The organism is Brachyspira hampsonii, from assembly GCF_001746205.1.
GTDB classification, from domain to species: domain Bacteria; phylum Spirochaetota; class Brachyspiria; order Brachyspirales; family Brachyspiraceae; genus Brachyspira; species Brachyspira hampsonii_B.
Window position 1 is genome coordinate 19,076 of record NZ_MDCO01000009.1, and the last position, 19,409, is coordinate 38,484.

Genomic DNA, 19,409 nt, shown 5'->3' on the forward strand with positions numbered 1-19,409 from the left:
TATTATATTGTTTTTTTAGTAAACATAATTATATGAAATTGTCATTAAATAATACAAAAGTTATATAATATAATCTTTTATTGTTGACATAATTTTTCTAAGTATTATAATTTTTTAATAAAAATAAATAATATTTGAGAGAATATATTTATGGAAAAATACAAGTTAGTTAAATATAAAAAAGGTGATATTATATTAAAAAATTCTCAAATGGCTAAAGATTGTTTCTATATAATTTTGAAAGGAAGCGTTATCTCTTATAATAGTTTTTACGACAATTCATATACATATAAAATGGGAAATATTATAGGTTTAATAGCATCTATAACAAAAGAGCCTTACTATTCTACGGTAGAGGCAATAGAAGATACTGAACTATTTGAAATAAAAGTAGAAGATATAAATAGAATTAATAATAAACATTTAATAAATAAAATATTAAATTATTTATCATTTGTATTGGAAGTTTGGCTTAGTAAATATTATAGTTTAATAGTAAAAAATAAGATAGACCTATACAATAAAGAAGAAATATTAACTATGGCATCTATTTATAAAAATAATGGGTTTACAGATGCTAGTTATAGATTATGCTCATCGTATATTAAGCTGTTCAGCAATAGTGATAATATTAATGATATTAATAATGTCAAAGAATTTATGAAAACTCTAATTATATCAAAAGAACCTGAAAATATAGGCGGTAATTCTTATAAGATGTATAAAGGATATTGTATATACAATGAGCTTGAGACTACAAATCATGTTTATTATATAAGATCAGGAAGAATTGGAATATATAATATAGCAGATTCTAATTATATTACTAGAATACTATATCCGACACAATTTATTATTGATGACTATTCACCTGCACTTGAGTATAAAACTCTATTTACAACTGCTGTAGTTTTAGAAGATTCTATTATAGATATTATGACTAAAGAAGAATTAATAACAATGCTTCATGATAATTCCGAATTAAAATTCCAAATTATAAAAATGATTTCTATGAAAGTTATAAGCACAATATTAAAAATTAAATCTATAAAGAAAACACAATTAAAAGATAGATTAATATTGATAATATACGCTATTCTAAAAATAGAGACTTTATTTTATGAAAAAACATATATAAGACTATACTATAAGATAGAAGATATAAAAAATATGATGCACGATAATGCAGATATAAATGAAATAACAAATGCATTAAAAAATATAGATCATTTGGAAATTGATGGTTTTAATTATATCATAATTACAGATACAGATAAGTATTTTAAAGAATATGAAAGTTATACAAATTAATTTTTATATCAAATATAATATTCAAATTATATAATTTTTTCAAAGAATATTACAATTATTTTTTTGTTGACATAATTATATCATATAGTATAATTCTGCCATTAATAGTGCTACAAATATTAAATATACATAATAAAACATGAATAATTACAGAACTATAAAATTCTCAAAGTCTTCTTTTATATACGAGGAAGGAAATTTTCCAAAAGATTATTTTTATATAATAACAAAAGGTAAAGCAATATCCTACGCAATAAATTCTGATAATTATAATAAAGAATATAAAGTTGGACATATCATAGGATTAGTAAATTTAGCTTCAGGAGAGCCTTATAATGTAAATATAAAAGCTGAAGAGGATGTTGAAGTTTTAGAGTTATCATTATCGGATATAAACAATATCACAAATAATGATTTAATAAAAACAATATATTATTATTTTAATACTACATTAGAAACTTGGCTTTCCCGTTATTATATAAATTTAGTAAAAAACAAAGTAGATTTATATTATAAAGAAAATATATTTATTATGGCAGAAATATATATAAAAAATGAATTTCCTGATACTGCCTATAGATTATATGAAAGCTATATAGATACATTAGAAGATAAAGATGATATAGAATATACAAAAAAAGAATTATCAAAACTTCCCAAGCCTAATAATCCAAGTATGTTTACTTCAAATATATTTTTATATAAAAAAGGAAGCTCTTTATTTACAGAATTTAAAGCAAGTAATAATTTATATATAATATTATCTGGGAGAATAGGAATATATAATATTATAAACGGAAAACTTTTACTTAAAGACATTTACAAAAAAAATTATGTTCTTGATGGATATGAACCCAAATTAGAGTATAAGCCTTTATTAACCTCAGCTATTGCTTTGGAAACTTCTTATATAAAAATAGTAACTAAAGAAGAATATATAGAAATGCTGATAAAAGATAAGCATTTTAGAAGCTGCCATGTAAAAATGATGTCAATGAAAGTAATAAATATTTTATCTAGGATAAAAGCAATAGAAGAAAAAAATAAAATTTTAAAATTATTCATATTTATATCAGCTTTGCTTAAAATAGAAACTTTATTCGATGATATAAACACAATTATATTAAGCTATACTATCTATGATATACAAAATTCTCTAAATTTAGAAATAGATGACATTATTAATAATGTAAAAGAGATAAAATCTTTAGAGATAGTAAATGATAAATATATAAAAATTGCCAATATTAATGATTTTTTTCAAGAATACTATGAATATCAAAAAAATAATTATTGACATACACTATAAATGTATTAAAATATTTACAAACAATAATAGGGATTATTTATGTTAAAGTACAAAAGTATAAATTTTAATAAATCTGCTACAGTATTTATAGAAGGTCAGGAACCTAAATATACTTTTTATATAATAAAAAAAGGAAAAGTAGTAGTATATAGTTATTTCGCTGATAATTATACTGTGGAATATAAAGAAGGTGAAATTATAGGATTATTCAATGCAGTTTTAAATGAACCTTATTTCTCTACAGTGAAAGCATTGGAAGATACCGAAGTAATAGAGATGAATATTAATGAAATAGAAAAAATAAATAATATAAGTCTCATAAATAAAATATATGATTATCTTATTATTAATATAGAAAGATGGCTTAACAGATATTATTACTTTTTGCATAAAGAAAATAATCCGTATTACAACAGCCATAGTAAATCTTCAAAGCTTAATATTATAGAAATGTGTAAAATATATATTAATAATGGATTTTTTGATGCTTCATATAAATTGTACAAAAAATATATTGAACTTCACCCTAATGATGAAGAAAGAAAAGAAGAGCTTAATAATTTATATAAAAATCTAAAACCAATAGAAGAGCCTGAAAACATAGAGGCTAACATATATAAATATAAAAAAGGATATTGTTTATATACAGAGCTTCAAAGCAAAGATTATCTTTATATAATAAAGTATGGAAAAATTGGAGTATATAATATATTTGATTCTAAACAGGTAACTAGAAGAGTATTATCTACTGATGATGTGCTAAACGGATACGCACCTATTTCCAAAAATAAGAAATATCTTTCAACTACAGCTATAGTTTTAGAAGACTCTATTATTCAGTTAGTAAAAAAAGAAGATGCTATGAATTTGGTGCAGTCTGATAGAAATCTTAGATTATACTTTGTAAAGATGATGAGTATGAGAATATACGGTACAATTTCTAGAATAAGATCTTTTAATGCCAATAAGGTGGTAAGTAAATTTGTAATAATAATAGAAGCATTGATAAAAACAGAACTTCTATTCAAAAATATAAATAAAATAAAATTCCAATACAATATAAATGATATTTGTTCTATGATAGGAATTGAATATAAAAAGAATATAGAAGATGAAATATTAAAAATAAAATCATTAGATATATCAGATGAAGGATATTTAATGGTGAATGATATAGAAAGTTTCTATAAAGAATATGAAATATATAAACAGAGAAACACACATAGAATAGAAAATGATTAAATAATAAAATGAGCTAAGTATTCTATATTACCTTTAGCCCCTTTTATGGGCGAAACTGTCCTATTGACTTCCCTAAATCCTATTTCGGTGATTTTTGAAATGGCATTGTTTAATATTTTTTCTCTAAGCACATCATCTCTTATTATACCGCCTTTAGAAACTTCTCCTTTTTCAGCTTCAAATTGCGGTTTTATTAAAGTTACCCAGAATTCTAAATTATTTAATTCTTTAAATATAATAGGAGCTATTTTTGATATTGATATAAAAGAAACATCACTCACCACTATAGATGGAATTTCATCATAAAACATTTCTCTTTTTATATCTTTAGCGTTAAAATCTTCTATGGATATTACTCTATTATCATTACGAAGTTTATAAACCAGCTGATTATGTCCCACATCAAGAGCATAAACTTTTTTAGCACCATACTTAAGCAGACAATCTGTAAAACCTCCTGTAGAGGCACCAATATCTAGACATATTTTATTTTCTACAGATATACCGAATTCTGTAAAGGCTTTTTCTAACTTTTTTCCGGCTCTTGATACATATTTTATATTCTGTATAACTTCTATATTATCAGTATCTTTTATTTTATGAGCCTTGGAAGTTACCTTTACACCATTAACAAATACACAGCCTGCAAGTATTATATCCTGTGCTTTAGATCTGCTTTCTGTATAGCCTTTACTATGCACATATTCATCTAATCTCATTTATATAAATATTATAATCCAAGAAAAGATCTTATTATATAAAGAGAATTTTTTTCTTTATCTCTAGTATTAACTTTTAAAAGCATCTGAGTATGATTGCTTTCTAATATATTTGAAGTCAAATAAACTGATTCAAAAGTTTCAGTATATTCATCTCCTATGCCATATAATGATAAATTAGAATTGAACTCCAAATATAAAGCCATAGTATTATTTTTAGCTATGTCAATTTTATCGGCAGACAATGCTGAGGCTGGTTTCTCATCATTAATTATCGAATCTATAGCATTAGAATTATCAGAAATATATAATATAGAATCTTTTATATAGCATGAATAACCGCCAATTGTATAAATATCATCAACAACATCTTCAGAAAATGCCTGTAATATTATCTTAACTGTATCAGTATCAGTTATAGAAGCAGAAATCAATAAAGCAGGGGATTCATCATCATTTGCATTAGGGTCGTCCCAAACAGATACAAATATATCTCCTCCTAAAAGTTCTATAAGTTTATAGGCATCTATTCCATTATCTTCTAGTGTTTTTAATTCTTCACTAAGAGGAAGATTTTTTAAATCTCCCATGATATTTTTAAGATAGCTAGCTAATTCTTTACTATTAAATGCTAATGATAAGAATCCGTAATTATTTTCACCATTAACAAATGAATATATATTATCAGCTAATTCTTTTTTAAGTAATGAGCTATCATAAGGATAATTAGGAGTATAGCTGTCAAGAAGAATCTGAGCATCGCCATTATTGAAATTTATTTTTGTAGTAATGATAGCCCCTTTGTAAGCATCTTTAGGTATTCCGTCATAGCTTCTTCCGAATAAAAACTTAGCAAAATCAGAGTTTTCATCAGCTAATATTGATAAATTAGCCCAAATATAAGAATCATTAGTTTCATTTTCTAAAGCTAAGAATTTTTCATCTTCTAAAGGAGTATTATTAATAAATACATAATTAGCTATATTAGTAATATCTTCTTTATTTAATTCTTCATTGTACCAATAATTATCTTTAAGTTTTAATGTAACAGAAAATATTTCTTTATTCCATGAAATTAAGTTATATTCATCTAATGCTAAATATCTGTAAGCAGCATTTTCAGCAACTGAAACTAATTTATCTTCCTGACTAGCCATTTTTATCATAAGTTTATCTAACTCAGTAATATCTTTAACATCAAAAAGTAATGTCATTTGCTGATATCCATTAAAAAAAACAATTCTTGAAGTCTTAGAGAAATCTATATAATCATTTAATCTATTAGTCATAACCTCGGCAACAAATGCATCATCTCTGTATTCTAAATATCTGTCGGCGTATTTCTGCATAAAAAATTTATTGAAAATATCCTGTAAATTAATTTCGCCTTTTTCTGCCATAGTTCCGGAATTAATAGAAAATACACTATCAACATTATTTGGTATATATTTTTTATCTACAGCATAAGTAAAAGTGCTTAATGTCAATAAAAATAAAAAGATAAAGGATGCTACTCTGTACATTAACTATCTCCTTGAAAGTGAGTTACAAAAAAGAATATATTTTATATTATATGAGACTATAATTAAAAGTCAAGTATTTATTTACATACAATATTTTATATAAAAAAAATACTATAATTTCATGTAAAAAAAATCTTGCAATTAAATATAAAATATTTATAATCATAAAATATTTTATTCCATGATATTAGGACATAATATGAGATACTTGATATTGCACGGTCATTTCTATCAGCCGCCAAGAGAAAATCCATTTTTAGGTGAAATACAAAAAGAGGCAAGTGCAGCACCCGCACATGATTGGAATGAAAGAATAACAAATGAATGTTATAGTCCTAATGCATATTCAAGAATATTAGACGGATATGGAAGAATTATGGATATGTCTAATAACTATGAATATATAAGTTTTAATTTCGGACCTACGCTTATAGATTATATAGCAAAAACGAGAAAAGATTTATTAGCAAGAATAATAGAAGCTGATAAAAAAAGTATAGAAAGAATTGGATACGGAAATGCAATTGCCCAAGTATATAATCATATAATACTGCCGCTTGCCAAAAAAGAAGATATGAGAGTGCAGATAAAATGGGGGTTATATAACTTTGAAAAATATTTCGGAAGAAAATCAAGCGGTATGTGGCTTTCTGAAACCGCTATAAATTTAGATGTAGTTGATGCTTTATATGACTGCGGAGTAAAATTTACAATACTTTCACCATATCAGGCTCACTATGTAAAAAACATAACAACATTAGATGTATCCGGAGGAAAAATAGATACTTCTAAGCCATATTGGCTATACGGACATAATGGTAAAAGAATTATCGTATTCTTTTATGATCCTTATATATCTCAGGCTATAGCTTTTGAACATTTGCTTACTTCATCTGATAAACTTGCTGAAAGAATAAGAAATGCTTATGGCGAAAGGAGACTTGTAAATATAGCAACTGACGGAGAAAGCTATGGTCATCATGAACCTTTTGCGGATATGTGTTTGGCAAGGTATTTCAAAGAGAATGTTCATTATGATAATATTACGCCTACTAATTATGAACATTATTTAAATATGTATCCTCCTACAGAAGAGGTTATACTTCATGAAGGCACAGGTGCAAGAGGTACTTCTTGGAGCTGTTCACATGGTGTAGAAAGGTGGAGAAGTAATTGCGGTTGCGGCGGTTGGGAAGGACTTGACTTATCTTGGAGAGGTCCTTTAAGAGATGCATTTGATATACTTAGAAAAATGCAGGATAAATTATTCAAAACTTTTTTAAACTTTACTGATGAAACTAGAAACTCTTTGAGAGAAGAATATGTACGAGCGATATATAATGATTTAGATGCTAGGGACTTATATGAGATATGCAGCAAATATATATCATTTAAAGAATTCGTATTTTTAATGGAATCTTATAAATATTCATTATTCTCATATACATCTTGCGGCTGGTTCTTTGAAGATGTATCAAGACTAGAACCTATAAAAAATATGCAGTATGCTGAACAGTCTTTCCATTATGCCAGATTGTTAGTAAAAGATAAAAATCTTGACTTTGTTAATGAAGCTCATGAAGAGTTCCTAAAAACACTAGAGAAGTCTATAAGCAATAAACCAGAACATCATAGTGCCAGATATTTCTATGAAAAAGAAGCAAAAGCTGATGTGTTCACAAAACTTTATGTTATTAATTATTTTATCTTTAATCTTATAGCAAGCGAATATAGAGATATAAATATAAATATCTTTAAGCATGAAATAAAAACAACTAAGATAGAAAATAATATTATAGAAGGTATATTAATAGATAATATAGCGGCAGATATATATTTTAGAGTTAATACATCAAGTGAAAATCATGAATTTAAAAATCAAATACAAATATCAGAATATTATGATAAGTTAGATAACTCTTCTGTTTATACGATGTATTTAAAAGATTTAAATTCAGATATAAGAGATAAATTAGCTGACAGTTTATTTGAAAGTGATATTAAAAAATTAGATCATTTGATGCATGAAATATATCCTGAATATAGAAAACTTTTTACATACTTCAATTTGAATAGTATTACTCCTGATTATGATTATAGAAGAATAATGGGAGCTATGGCATCGCCTATACTTAGAGAAAAAATCATAGATAGAGGAAGAGATGCTTATGATGAGGTATCAGAAAATTTAAAAGATGCAAGAAGTGCAGGAATATTTATATCAAACAGCGGAATATCCAGCTTAATCGGAGATAATATAAAAAATGCTTTGAATACATTATATGAAACCGGAAATCCTGAAACAATATATGATGTACTTAAAGATGTTAAGTTCTTATCAAATAATGATATGCCTATAGATAGAAATACATTTGAAAATATATTTTATAAGATAATCTTAAAGTATAAAAATACGGATATACAATTTAATGATAATGAAAAAGCATCATTCAAAGAATTAGGATATTGGCTTAATTTCAATATGGATAATATATAATAATATTATTACTAAAAATGGCGGATAACTGACAAATTAAAATAAAAAATTAAGTATATAGTAAGTGATATTTTAAACAATATATTTTAATTAGCAAGTAAGTTTATTATATATATTTTAATTTTATCAGTTTTTTGTTCTTTTTAGCGTATTGGAATCTGCAGGCTTATTTAAAATAATAATACCTAAGTACATCTATGGCGAAGACTGAGGTGTAAAATTATTATAAAATCGCAACAATCATGTTTTATATTTGGTATAAAATATAGACTTTTGTATATTATAACTGTACATGATTTTTAATTAGCATTTGATAACTAACGGTATTCATTATGTAGGAGACTTACAGTATAAAATAGTAGCTGCCATAGAGCAGAACTTTGTGTGCTTCGTATGACAACTATAAATAAGGTTAATTATGAAATAAGTTCATTTATTTTATATTAAACAATTATCTTAAATACTTATGATATTCGTTTAGGTCTAAATTATCAGAATTAGCATGATATATGCAGTATGGATTTTCTGCTTTTAAACCTAAATATTTAAAACTTGTTGTTATAGGGGAAAGTATAGTATTAATACCAAACTCCAAAGAATCATAAAAAGATTTTTCTCCGCCTGCAGTAGTAATTATTTGAAAAGTTTTTCCTTCTAAACATTTGCTTTCACTTCCATAAAGTATATCAGTTAAAACAGTATCCTCCCATTCTTTTAATAGGCTTGGAGTACTAAACCAAAATAATGGAAACTGAAATATTATTTTATCATGTTCTTTTAATAAAGATATTTCTGATTTCACATTTTCCTTACTTATTTTATTATCTTTATATATTTCATTTAAATTATGAATTGTGATATCTTTAAAATCTTTTATCGATTCTAATAATTTACGATTAACCTTTGAATCATTCCAATATGTATGCGAAAAAATTATAAGTGTTTTCATTTTACTTTTCTCCTTTTTGATATATTAATTTTTATTATATTATTTATTATTATTTTTTATAATTTTTGGCAGATAGTAGCTTATAAATATGAATAAACCCATTATAGATAAATAATCCATAAAGAAAAGTATTACAGGCTCTTCATAATTAAAAAAAGCAAACTCTACAAGCAAAAACATTTTATTATATAATTCTCTTTTTATAAATGAAATAATACCATATACAGCAATTAATGAAGCTATTATTAATGCTATTTGTTTTTTTATATTGATAAACTTCTTACTCATATTGATAAACATACCCCAATGCATTCCAAGATGTGCTGACATAAATATAAATCCCCAAGAGTTTGAAATCATATGAAGGCGTCTTGTAAACATTCCGCTGTTATGAATATTCAAAAATCCAAGCACCCTTTGAGAAAATAGTATTCCGCTTATCATTAATCCTATCATACATAAAAAAAGCATAGTATTAATGAATGTATTTAAAACCCTATTAAAATTATATTTTCCTTTAGGCAGGTTTTTATACCAATTAAAATTAAGTATATGATGAAGTATAAAAAATATAAAAAGAAGAAAACCCAAATATTCATGTACGGCATCTCCAGTGAAATGATATGCCATCAAAATAAAAAATAGTAAAGTCATTATTATGTCTACGATTATTTTTATTATTTTTTTACTCATTATGTATTTTTACTCCTTATTATATTATAATTATATTCATCACAATTTTTTAATAATCCAACTTTCTAAGCCAATCTAAAACCTTATTTTTTGATGTTTTTACCTCTGGTCTGTATATTCCTATAGGCTCCAATACTTTGCAGTCATCTGGAAGTAAGTTCCTCAAATCTCTTATAGTTCTTGAAAGTCCTCCTGTTCCATGAGTACAAAATGGTATTATAGTTTTTCCAGATAGATCATAGCTTTCAACGAATGTGAAAATAGCCATAGGGCAAGTATACCACCAATTAGGAAAACCTAAAAATATAACATCATAATCATCTATATTATTAACTCTTTGAGTAAGTCTTGGTCTTTCATTATTATCCCTTTCTTTTCTAGCTTGATTAAGACATTCATCATAATCGCTTGAATATTTATTTTCTGTTTTTATACTAAATAAATCTCCTCCTGTTTCTTCTTGTATCCAGCCAGCAATTAATGCAGCATTTCCAATAGGAAGCACGCTTGCAGAAGTTTCAGCATCTGGGTCTATAGATGAAGGGTTTTCTACTACAGTATTGTCTGCCCAAGTAAAATATGCTATTAATATTTTTGAATCGCTTTGAGTATAATTGATGTTAACATAATTATTTTGAGTATTATAATTATTATCATTTGTACTTTCTATATTAGAAGTATTGTTATTTTTGCATGATATAATTATTGATAAAAGTAAATAAATTAATATTAAATTTTTCATATAATCTCCTTTCATATTTTTTTAATAATCCGCCTATTATTTATTTTTTATTGTAACAGGCAGATTAGAAAAAAGTTTTATTAACAAAATGGTATCTACTGTCTATTTTTTTAAATTTAATTCTCTTATCCAAGATTTTATTCTCTCGTCCTCTGATTGTATATTAGAAGAGTCTAATGCCAAGCCATTTAATATATTGGCATTTTTTATCATGTTTCTAATAGTATTATATGATCTTCCAGCACCGTATCCGTCATGAGTACAAAATGGTATTATAGTTTTTGATGACAAATTATAATCTCTAATGAATGAACGCACTGCCATTGGTACATCATTAGCCCATACAGGATATCCTATAAAAACGGTATCATATTTATTTATATCAATATTTAACGGCTTTATTTTCGGAAAATAATTGTTACGCATCTCTTCATGATTTTTATCAACTAAATTGTCGAAATTATCAGTGTATTTATCAACTGTTTCTATTAATCTAATATCAGCATTTAATTCATTTTTTATTATATTAGCAGCATATTCTGTAGTACCTACTCTGTTATTATTTGCTATAATGCTTGCTGAAGTTGAGGCGTCTATATTATCTTTAAATAAAGTGTTTCCTACTCTTGAAAAATAAACAATCAGAATTTTTGAATTCTGTGCATATCCTATGTATGTAAACACTAGATAAAGCATTATAATCATGTATTTTTTCATGTACACTCCTTTTTATAATAAAATTGATTTCTATATTTTATAAATGTATTGTTAGCTTTTTTGATTCAACTTCGTCAAATTTGCGACAATTGAAGGCATAGCAGCATGACTAGTAAAAACAAATATAAAATACATTTTTGACAAACTTAAAAATTGTCAGTATATACTAAAAGTTATATCTGCTCTTCTTTCTCCTCTGTTATATAAATCATGAAAAATACTTAAATCTGATGTAACTTTTCCAATTGGTATAACTTCCATAGTAAGATTGGGATTAGATGACTGTGAGTAGAATATTGCAAGCGAATTATTTCTGGCACAGTATGTTATATCACCGTTTTGGAAATTTAATTTTCCTTTTGTTATATTTTTTGGTCTGTAGTCTATTGAGCCGTAATATTCTCTATTACCATAACCTGCCATAGAAACAGTAATTGGAAATATATTCATTATCTCTTTTGATAGTTCTGTATCATAAATAACTCCTTCCAATACTTGATTGTTTACAGTAATTTTTATTTTTGTATTCTCTTGAGCATTACATAAACTAAAAAATATAAAAAAGATAATTATACTAATTTTTTTCATAATATATAAACTCCGTAATTAATTTTATTATTATTTACTTTTTACTTGCTTTCAATTAGAAAATATTTACTAATTTATAAACTGAAAGCAAGTTTATAATTTTTATAGTATGTTTATATTTTGAAGCCATGTTCTTATATTATTTTCTGAGCCATTAACACTTCTTCCAGATATACTTAGATGGTTTAATATATCAGAGTTAGGGCATAAAGTTTTTATATCATTTAAACTTCTTCCCATACCGCCTCCGCCATGCGTGCATAAAGGAGCTATTTTTTTACCGCTGAAATTATGAGTTTGTAATAATTGTTTTACTGCCTGAGGAATAGTACCCCACCAATTAGGGTAACATAATATTATAGTATCATAATCTGCCAAATTATTTATATTAGCACTTAATCTAGGTAAAACATTATTATTTAATTCATCTCTTGCCTGATTTATAGTATCATTATAATCAGTAGGGTAGCTTTCTGCAGTTTTTACTTCAAATATATCAGCATGAGTCATGTTCTTTATCATATTGGCAGCTGTTCTGGTGTTTCCTCCCCAAGAGAAATATACTATTAAAGTTTTTGAGCTTTGAGCGTATAAACCTCCTATTAATAATGTGCTTGAAAGAAATAATGATAATAATATTGTTTTGATAATTTTTCTCATATTCAAACTCTCCTTTTATAAAATTTTTTTATTAACTTTTATAAAAAATGTATAGTTATTTTGCATTTTTTATTGATGTTATTATAAATGGATATAATAAGTATTATTCTTGTTTATTATTATTGTATATTATTAATTACAGTTATAGCGTTCAATGTTCTTGGGTATCCTATATAAGGAAGGCATTGAGTTACAGCTTCTATCATCATATCTTTAGTATTACCCATTGCTATATTAGCATTTGCATGTGCTATAGCCTGAGGTTCAGCTCCTCCTAAAGATATTATCATTATGAATGTTAAAAGCTCTCTTGTTTTTAAATACAAACCTGTTCTTGTATAGAAATCTCCGAAACAGTTAGCTGATAAATAGTTCTGAATATGTTTTTGATTTGGGGCGGCATTTGAATGAGCAGTAAGTATTGCATTTCCAAATATGCTTACCTGAGTTTCTAATCCTTTATCAAATCTTGTTTCCTCTGTAACAGTTGATTGAGATTCTATAGGAAGTGATATATTTTTTGCTTTAAAAATTTCATTTGCTTTTTCTAATGCCGCAAATACTCTTGGAAAACCTACATAAGGAGAACATTGATATAGTGCCTCTTTTATCTCTATAGGTGTAACTCCTACATTCAAAGCTATTTCTACATGATCTTTTATAAAGTCAGTGCCTTGAGAAGCTGTTAGAGAAACTAATGTTACAAGCTCTCTTAATTTTGCATCTAATGAGCCATGATTATAAACTTCGCCGTATAAAAAGTTATTGAATATACTTTCTAATTCTTCATCATTGGGTTTTGTAGAAGCGGCATCTCTTTTAAATAATTCATTATATTTGGTGTTTGCTTTTTCTGTCATATTTAGATTTCCTCCATTATTGTTTGTATTATTGTTATTTGCCTGACAAGATAATATTGTCATTAATAAGAATATTGATAAACTTAATTTTAACATTTTTTTCATTTAATAATCTCCTTTATATTAATATTTCATATTTAATAATTGTTTTATAAACTTTTCATCTTCATTAAGAAATATTATATTTTTATTATTGTCTAAAGTTTTTATAAGATTCATATCATTATCATCTAATATAAAATCAAATATTTTAGAGTTTTCTATTATTCTATCTTTATTAACACTTTTTGGTATAATAGGTATATTTCTTTGAGTTAGCCATCTTAAAATAACTTGAGCTGCAGTTTTATTATATTTTTTTCCTATGCTTTTTAATATTTCATTATTGAAAATATTATTACTGCCTTCTGCTAAAGGTGCCCAAGATTCTAATGTGATATTATACTCTTTCATTAATTCTTGATCTTCCCATCTTTGGAAGAATGGATGTGTTTCTATTTGATTAATAGCTGGCATTATTTTATGATTATATACAAAATCAATTAATCTCTCTTTATAGAAGTTGCAAACTCCTATGGCTTTTATATGTCCTGCTTCATATAATTCTTCCATTGCTTTCCAAGCGGAATAATAATTACCAAAAGGCATATGGAGTAAATATAAATCTAAATAATCCAATCCTAATTTTTCCATAGATATTTGAAATGCTTTTTTTGCCTTATCATAATCTGCATCCTGTATCCATAATTTTGTGGTTATAAACATCTCTTTTCTATTTATACCGCTTTCTTTTATAGCATCTCCTACTGCTTTTTCATTCATATATATAGATGCTGTATCTATGTGTCTGTATCCAGCTTCAATAGCGTAAAGACATGCTTTTTTGCATTCTTCGTAATTATCTATTTTGTATACTCCGAATCCAAGAATAGGCATTTCAACACCATTATTTAATTTTATATTATTCATAATCTCTCCATTTTTACTATATGTAAATTATTTTTTTATTTTAGCATTAGAGTTTACTCCAATGTCAATATAAAAATTATAATTTTTTATTTAATTCTAATAAACTTATAATTTTTAATTTGCTTTCTCTATACGAATTTCAAAATCTCCTTTCATATTTGAAAGTTTTGATATATCAGAAATATTTTCAAATCTTCCCAAATAAATTAAATTATTTGAATATCTGAAATTTTTATAAAATATAGCCAAATTACCCCAAGGAGCATAATAAGTTATATCTCCTGCTTTTGGAGTTATGCCGTCTGGTTCATTTTGAGTATTTAGTTTTTTACTCAGATATGATATTTTCTCTGTACCATTAAAATCTTCAATTTTCAAATTCATAGGCAGAAGCGATAAAAAATCATTTCCGGCATTTGAATTTGTTATTAAAGCATAAATTTCATTATCATTAAATGTTAGTTTTACTTTTGTATTTTGTGTAAAAGCATTCATTGTAAGTATACTCAATATAAGTAATATAAAAGTAATAGTTTTTGTCATAAATAAATCTCTATTATAAAAATATTTTTATTAATGTATTATTGATTAGTATAGCTGTAATATTCTTCATCAGTAACATGTTCCATCCAAGTAACATTGTTTCCGTTTGAATCACCTGTTATAGCAACATGTTTCATTGGTGAATTTGGAGAAGCTCCATGCCAATGTTTAACATTTGAAGGGCAGTATAAAATATCTCCAGCTCTAAACTCCTGAATAGGTTTTCCTTCTTCCTGAGTAAGTCCGACACCTTCAACAACTATTAAATGCTGTCCAGCTGGGTGAGTATGCCATGCACTTCTTGCACCAGCTTGAAATGTAACATAGGCTACTGAGAATTTAGATGTTTCATTAGGTGCTGTTATACTTTCAACTTCAACATCGCCTGTAAAATAGTCTGCTGAACCTTTAGATTTTTGCCCTTCGCCGTTTTTTATCAATACTGTTCCTTCTGGTGATTTTGCATATTCATAAATGTTTGAAGCCTCTTTACTTCCTGCATTACATGATACAGTAGTAAATATTATTGATAAAGTAAAACTAATTAGTAAATATTTTTTCATTTTCTCTCCTTTTTGTAAATAATATTTTCTGATTATAGCATTTGAGTGAACTCCAATGTCAATATAGAATTATCATAAATTAAATTTTTTATGATTTAATATTTTTTCTTTAATTAAAAAAATCTTTTTCTTCTAGTTTTTTATTTAGTTTATCTAATTTTATTTTTAAATCATTAAAATGTCTTTGCATTAAATTTCTTTCATTAATTAGTATTGATTTTCTTTCATTTATTGTATTTGTACCTTTTTGGCAAAGTTTAATATATTTTATAATGGAGTCTATTGATATGCCTAAATCACGCATTGATTTTGAAAACTCTATACATTTCAAATTATATTCATTATAGTTTCTAATTCCGCTTTTGCTTCTTCCTATTTCCGGTATTACTCCTATTTTCTCATAGTATCTTAAAGTGTCTTTTGTGAGTCCTGTTAATTGGCTTACTTCTGATATAGTCATGATGTACTCCTTATTATTAATTATGAGGCTATTTTAATGCATCAATACTAATATATCAAATACTTATATCTTATAATTAGTTATAATAAAAAAGTATTACTAAATATTGTTATTTATGATATGATAAGCAAAAATTATAATTGGAATATTTATTTATGGATATAAAATCTTTAAAATATTTTTTAACTTCGGCCAGAGAGGGAAGCATTACAAAAGCTGCTAATTATCTCAATCTTACTCAGCCAAATCTATCAAGACAAATAAATAATTTAGAAAAAGAAATAGGAAAAAAACTTTTTATAAGAAGCAATTACAGTATAAAACTTACATCTGACGGAATACTTTTAAAGAAGAGGGCTGAAGAAATAATTGATTTAATGGAAAAAACTAAAATGGAGTTTAAGTCTTCTGAAGATATAATAGCAGGAGACATTTATATAGGAAGCGGAGAAACCTATTATATGCATATCATAGCTAATATAATAAAAGATATAAGAGAATTGTATCCAAACATAATATATCATATTCATAGCGGAATATATTCTGATATTACAGAAAAATTAGACAGAGGACTTGCTGATTTTGGGTTATTGATAGGAAGTTTTGATGAAACTAAATACGATTATATAAAAATACCTCATAAAGAATCATACGGTTTATTAATGAAAAAAGATTCGCATCTCTCAAAAAAGAAGTTTATAACTAAAGAGGATTTATTAAATATTCCAATAATATGCCCTAAAAGATTTTTTAGGAATAAGTCAAAAAGTAATAAATTTTATGAGTGGATTGGTGAAGATATTGATAAATTAAATATAGTTTTAACTTATAACCTTATTTATAATGCTGCTATTATGGTTGAAGAGGGTATAGGATATGCTATTACTATGGATAAGCTTATAAATACTATAAGTGAAAGTGATTTATGCTTTATACCTCTTAAGCCAAAATTGTATGTAGAATCAAGTATAATATGGAAGAAAAATCAAGTATTTTCAAAAGCCTCAAAGATCTTTTTAGAAGAATTAAAAAATAAGTTACGATGTTAATAATACTTACTTTAAGAAAATTAGATTACAAAATTAGTTATTGTATTATTTAATTTTTTATATGCCAAGCCTAAGTTTAATAATATTTAATTACTTTAGTTTTAAAAGATATTTATCATTTATATATATTTTTTATTTACTTACAAATTGCATTCTGATTTTAATATTATGTTAACTATCATTTTAATGTATGATTATTATAATTAATTATTTTATCATAATATATTTTAAATTAACTTTTTTATAAAAAACTATCAAAAATCATTTGACATTGGAGTGTACTCTAATGCTATAATCTTGCAAAATTAATGAAAGAAATGAGGTGTTATAAAAAATGAGTAAAAGAGTATTAATAATATTAGCTGCTCCAAGAAAATTAGGAAATTCTAATGCATTATGCTGTTAATTTTTAATACTAAATATTTATAAATTAAAATGATGTTTTTAGAGTATTTTAGATTGTTTGGAATAAAGTAGAAATTAAAGATAAAAAATTATGCAGGAAGCATACGAGATAGAATTAAATGTTTTATTATCTAATTAGAAAAATAATTAAATAAATTTTTTGAGGACTGTAAAATGAGCGAAATAATTTATTCTGATTTTAATAGTAATATGAAAACTAATAATATGTTTTCTAATAAATATCTTATAAAATTATTTGTTCCTCTTATTATAGAGGTATTTTTAGAATATCTAGTTGGGCTTATAGATTCTTTGATGGTTGCTAGTGTAGGGGAATCTGCTGTATCTGCTGTATTTTTGGTTGATTTTGTAATAGCATTTCTTATAAGCATATTTGCTGCTATTGCTTCGGGAGGTGCTGTTGCCAGCGGGCAATATATAGGTGCCAAAAATATAGAAAAAGCAGATGATTCTATTAATCAGCTTATAAGGTTTTTATTATTATTTTCTATAGCTTTAACATTAATCATATATTTGTTTAAAGATTCTTTATTTGGAGCATTGTTCGGAAGTATTACAAATGAAGTTAGAAATGAGGCAAATATTTATATGCTGATAGTTGCAGCTTCAATACCATTTTTGGCTATTTATAATGGCGGAGCTTCTATGTTTAGAACTATAGGAAATTCAAAAATATCAATGAAAATTATGATATCTATGAATATATTAAATGTTATAGGAAATGCTGTTTTAATTTATGTATTTAAAATGGGTATAGCAGGAGCTGCAATATCTACATTGATTAGCAGAATAGGTTCAGCATTAATAATTATAATTTTGGGATTAAATAAAAATAATCTTATATATATAAAAAATAAGATCATGTATAAAATGGATATTCAAACTATAAAAAGGATATTATCTGTAGGAATACCTTATGGTATAGAAAACGGAATGTTTTATTTGGGAAGATTATTGATACTTAGTTTAATATCTACATTTGGTACAGCATCAATAGCTGCAAATTCTGTTTCTACGCTTATAGCTAGTTTAGAGGTTCTTCCGGGTATGGCTATAGGATTGGGACTCACAACTGTTATATCCCAATGTGTAGGTGCCGGCGATTATAATCAAACTAAATATTATACTAAAAAAATAATAGCCATTATTTATGTATCTCAAACTATAACTAGTGCTGTTATGCTTTCAATTTTGCCTATAATACTTAATATGTATCATTTATCTGCTGAGGCTTCAGGATATACTTATAAATTATCATGGTATCATGCTATTATGATGATTATATGGCCATTAGGATACTCTTTGCCTGTGGTATTTAGAGCTTCAGGAGATGCTAAGTTTCCTATGATAGTGGCTTCTGTTTCGATGGTGTTATGCCGAATAGTGTTGGCTTATGTATTTGCATTATATTTTAAAATGGGCATGGTTGGTACTTGGATAGCAATGTTCTTTGATTGGATAGTAAAGGCTACAATATTTACATTAAGATATTTAAGCGGCAAATGGATAAAGTTTCAATATAATTGATTTAAAACTGAAGATATTATATACATACATGCAGTTAAAAAACTTTATATAAAACATATTTA

19 protein-coding genes are annotated in these 19,409 nt (G+C 25.6%); 6 read left to right on the plus strand and 13 right to left on the minus strand.

The features are described from left to right. Window positions 1–150 precede the first annotated feature (150 nt). The 3 genes from BFL38_RS05320 (at window position 151) to BFL38_RS05330 (ending at window position 3,862) form a co-directional block, all read left to right on the plus strand. Window positions 151–1,311, plus strand: a complete 1,161-nt coding sequence (locus BFL38_RS05320; protein ID WP_069726086.1) for a cyclic nucleotide-binding domain-containing protein — start codon at window positions 151–153, stop codon at window positions 1,309–1,311. Between the two features lie 139 nt (window positions 1,312–1,450). Further along, window positions 1,451–2,608 (plus strand): cyclic nucleotide-binding domain-containing protein, encoded by a 1,158-nt coding sequence (locus BFL38_RS05325; protein ID WP_069726087.1) that lies wholly within the window; start codon window positions 1,451–1,453, stop codon window positions 2,606–2,608. Window positions 2,609–2,659: 51 nt separating this feature from the next. Next, window positions 2,660–3,862, plus strand: a complete 1,203-nt coding sequence (locus BFL38_RS05330) for a cyclic nucleotide-binding domain-containing protein (RefSeq protein ID WP_069726088.1) — start codon at window positions 2,660–2,662, stop codon at window positions 3,860–3,862. On the opposite strand, the gene BFL38_RS05335 is transcribed toward BFL38_RS05330, so the two are convergent. Both BFL38_RS05335 and BFL38_RS05340 read right to left on the minus strand, forming a co-directional pair. Continuing rightward, window positions 3,859–4,581, minus strand: a complete 723-nt coding sequence (locus BFL38_RS05335) for a TlyA family RNA methyltransferase (RefSeq protein WP_069726089.1) — start codon at window positions 4,579–4,581, stop codon at window positions 3,859–3,861. The genes BFL38_RS05330 and BFL38_RS05335 overlap by 4 nt on opposite strands. 11 nt (window positions 4,582–4,592) lie before the next feature. Then, window positions 4,593–6,104, minus strand: a complete 1,512-nt coding sequence (locus tag BFL38_RS05340) for a DUF4836 domain-containing protein (RefSeq protein WP_069726090.1) — start codon at window positions 6,102–6,104, stop codon at window positions 4,593–4,595. Window positions 6,105–6,303: 199 nt separating this feature from the next. Between BFL38_RS05340 and BFL38_RS05345 the strand changes: the two genes are divergently transcribed. After that, a complete protein-coding gene (locus BFL38_RS05345; RefSeq protein WP_069726091.1) occupies window positions 6,304–8,601 on the plus strand; it encodes a DUF3536 domain-containing protein in 2,298 nt (765 codons plus the stop codon). A gap of 451 nt (window positions 8,602–9,052) precedes the next feature. On the opposite strand, the gene BFL38_RS05350 is transcribed toward BFL38_RS05345, so the two are convergent. The 11 genes from BFL38_RS05350 to BFL38_RS05400 form a co-directional block, all read right to left on the minus strand. Continuing rightward, window positions 9,053–9,550, minus strand: coding sequence for an NAD(P)H-dependent oxidoreductase (locus tag BFL38_RS05350; RefSeq protein WP_069726092.1), 498 nt, complete (start codon window positions 9,548–9,550; stop codon window positions 9,053–9,055). 39 nt (window positions 9,551–9,589) lie between these two features. Beyond that, the gene (locus tag BFL38_RS05355; protein ID WP_069726093.1) at window positions 9,590–10,243 is read right to left on the minus strand and encodes a DUF4405 domain-containing protein; all 654 of its coding nucleotides are present in this window, start codon (window positions 10,241–10,243) and stop codon (window positions 9,590–9,592) included. Window positions 10,244–10,292: 49 nt separating this feature from the next. Further along, window positions 10,293–10,985 carry a flavodoxin gene (locus tag BFL38_RS05360; RefSeq protein ID WP_069726094.1) on the minus strand — a complete coding sequence of 231 codons (693 nt, stop codon included), beginning with the start codon at window positions 10,983–10,985 and terminating at the stop codon, window positions 10,293–10,295. 102 nt (window positions 10,986–11,087) lie between these two features. Beyond that, the gene (locus BFL38_RS05365; protein WP_069726095.1) at window positions 11,088–11,702 is read right to left on the minus strand and encodes a flavodoxin; all 615 of its coding nucleotides are present in this window, start codon (window positions 11,700–11,702) and stop codon (window positions 11,088–11,090) included. A gap of 156 nt (window positions 11,703–11,858) precedes the next feature. Further along, window positions 11,859–12,290 carry a cyclophilin-like fold protein gene (locus BFL38_RS05370; RefSeq protein ID WP_069726096.1) on the minus strand — a complete coding sequence of 144 codons (432 nt, stop codon included), beginning with the start codon at window positions 12,288–12,290 and terminating at the stop codon, window positions 11,859–11,861. A gap of 102 nt (window positions 12,291–12,392) precedes the next feature. Continuing rightward, entirely contained in the window at window positions 12,393–12,950 is a 558-nt protein-coding gene (locus tag BFL38_RS05375) for a flavodoxin (RefSeq protein WP_069726097.1), read from the minus strand. A gap of 119 nt (window positions 12,951–13,069) precedes the next feature. After that, entirely contained in the window at window positions 13,070–13,915 is an 846-nt protein-coding gene (locus BFL38_RS05380) for a carboxymuconolactone decarboxylase family protein (RefSeq protein WP_083249388.1), read from the minus strand. A gap of 18 nt (window positions 13,916–13,933) precedes the next feature. Continuing rightward, entirely contained in the window at window positions 13,934–14,779 is an 846-nt protein-coding gene (locus BFL38_RS05385; protein ID WP_069726098.1) for an aldo/keto reductase, read from the minus strand. Window positions 14,780–14,893: 114 nt separating this feature from the next. Next, on the minus strand, window positions 14,894–15,322 hold the full coding sequence (locus BFL38_RS05390) for a cyclophilin-like fold protein (RefSeq protein ID WP_069726099.1): 429 nt from the start codon (window positions 15,320–15,322) through the stop codon (window positions 14,894–14,896). A 38-nt stretch (window positions 15,323–15,360) separates the two neighbouring features. Next, complete coding sequence (locus BFL38_RS05395; protein ID WP_083249389.1) at window positions 15,361–15,885, minus strand: (R)-mandelonitrile lyase; 525 nt, start codon at window positions 15,883–15,885, stop codon at window positions 15,361–15,363. 109 nt (window positions 15,886–15,994) lie between these two features. After that, window positions 15,995–16,345, minus strand: coding sequence for a MerR family transcriptional regulator (locus tag BFL38_RS05400; RefSeq protein ID WP_069726100.1), 351 nt, complete (start codon window positions 16,343–16,345; stop codon window positions 15,995–15,997). A 155-nt stretch (window positions 16,346–16,500) separates the two neighbouring features. Here BFL38_RS05400 and BFL38_RS05405 point away from each other — a divergent pair, with 155 nt between their 5' ends. After that, on the plus strand, window positions 16,501–17,394 hold the full coding sequence (locus tag BFL38_RS05405; RefSeq protein ID WP_069726101.1) for a LysR family transcriptional regulator: 894 nt from the start codon (window positions 16,501–16,503) through the stop codon (window positions 17,392–17,394). Between the two features lie 579 nt (window positions 17,395–17,973). Then, window positions 17,974–19,347, plus strand: a complete 1,374-nt coding sequence (locus tag BFL38_RS05410) for an MATE family efflux transporter (protein ID WP_069726102.1) — start codon at window positions 17,974–17,976, stop codon at window positions 19,345–19,347. Window positions 19,348–19,409 lie beyond the last annotated feature (62 nt).

What these genes read in the sequence shown, in the direction of transcription:
- BFL38_RS05370 (WP_069726096.1), bottom strand. Translation starts at nt 12,290, where the DNA reads ATGAAAAAAATTAGTATAATTATCTTTTTTATATTTTTTAGTTTATGT.
- BFL38_RS05350 (WP_069726092.1), bottom strand. Translation starts at nt 9,550, where the DNA reads ATGAAAACACTTATAATTTTTTCGCATACATATTGGAATGATTCAAAG.
- BFL38_RS05400 (WP_069726100.1), bottom strand. Translation starts at nt 16,345, where the DNA reads ATGACTATATCAGAAGTAAGCCAATTAACAGGACTCACAAAAGACACT.
- BFL38_RS05380 (WP_083249388.1), bottom strand. Translation starts at nt 13,915, where the DNA reads ATGAAAAAAATGTTAAAATTAAGTTTATCAATATTCTTATTAATGACA.
- BFL38_RS05340 (WP_069726090.1), bottom strand. Translation starts at nt 6,104, where the DNA reads ATGTACAGAGTAGCATCCTTTATCTTTTTATTTTTATTGACATTAAGC.
- BFL38_RS05325 (WP_069726087.1), top strand. Translation starts at nt 1,451, where the DNA reads ATGAATAATTACAGAACTATAAAATTCTCAAAGTCTTCTTTTATATAC.
- BFL38_RS05345 (WP_069726091.1), top strand. Translation starts at nt 6,304, where the DNA reads ATGAGATACTTGATATTGCACGGTCATTTCTATCAGCCGCCAAGAGAA.
- BFL38_RS05405 (WP_069726101.1), top strand. Translation starts at nt 16,501, where the DNA reads ATGGATATAAAATCTTTAAAATATTTTTTAACTTCGGCCAGAGAGGGA.
- BFL38_RS05390 (WP_069726099.1), bottom strand. Translation starts at nt 15,322, where the DNA reads ATGACAAAAACTATTACTTTTATATTACTTATATTGAGTATACTTACA.
- BFL38_RS05375 (WP_069726097.1), bottom strand. Translation starts at nt 12,950, where the DNA reads ATGAGAAAAATTATCAAAACAATATTATTATCATTATTTCTTTCAAGC.
- BFL38_RS05360 (WP_069726094.1), bottom strand. Translation starts at nt 10,985, where the DNA reads ATGAAAAATTTAATATTAATTTATTTACTTTTATCAATAATTATATCA.
- BFL38_RS05330 (WP_069726088.1), top strand. Translation starts at nt 2,660, where the DNA reads ATGTTAAAGTACAAAAGTATAAATTTTAATAAATCTGCTACAGTATTT.
- BFL38_RS05395 (WP_083249389.1), bottom strand. Translation starts at nt 15,885, where the DNA reads ATGAAAAAATATTTACTAATTAGTTTTACTTTATCAATAATATTTACT.
- BFL38_RS05385 (WP_069726098.1), bottom strand. Translation starts at nt 14,779, where the DNA reads ATGAATAATATAAAATTAAATAATGGTGTTGAAATGCCTATTCTTGGA.
- BFL38_RS05335 (WP_069726089.1), bottom strand. Translation starts at nt 4,581, where the DNA reads ATGAGATTAGATGAATATGTGCATAGTAAAGGCTATACAGAAAGCAGA.
- BFL38_RS05320 (WP_069726086.1), top strand. Translation starts at nt 151, where the DNA reads ATGGAAAAATACAAGTTAGTTAAATATAAAAAAGGTGATATTATATTA.
- BFL38_RS05355 (WP_069726093.1), bottom strand. Translation starts at nt 10,243, where the DNA reads ATGAGTAAAAAAATAATAAAAATAATCGTAGACATAATAATGACTTTA.
- BFL38_RS05365 (WP_069726095.1), bottom strand. Translation starts at nt 11,702, where the DNA reads ATGAAAAAATACATGATTATAATGCTTTATCTAGTGTTTACATACATA.
- BFL38_RS05410 (WP_069726102.1), top strand. Translation starts at nt 17,974, where the DNA reads ATGAGCGAAATAATTTATTCTGATTTTAATAGTAATATGAAAACTAAT.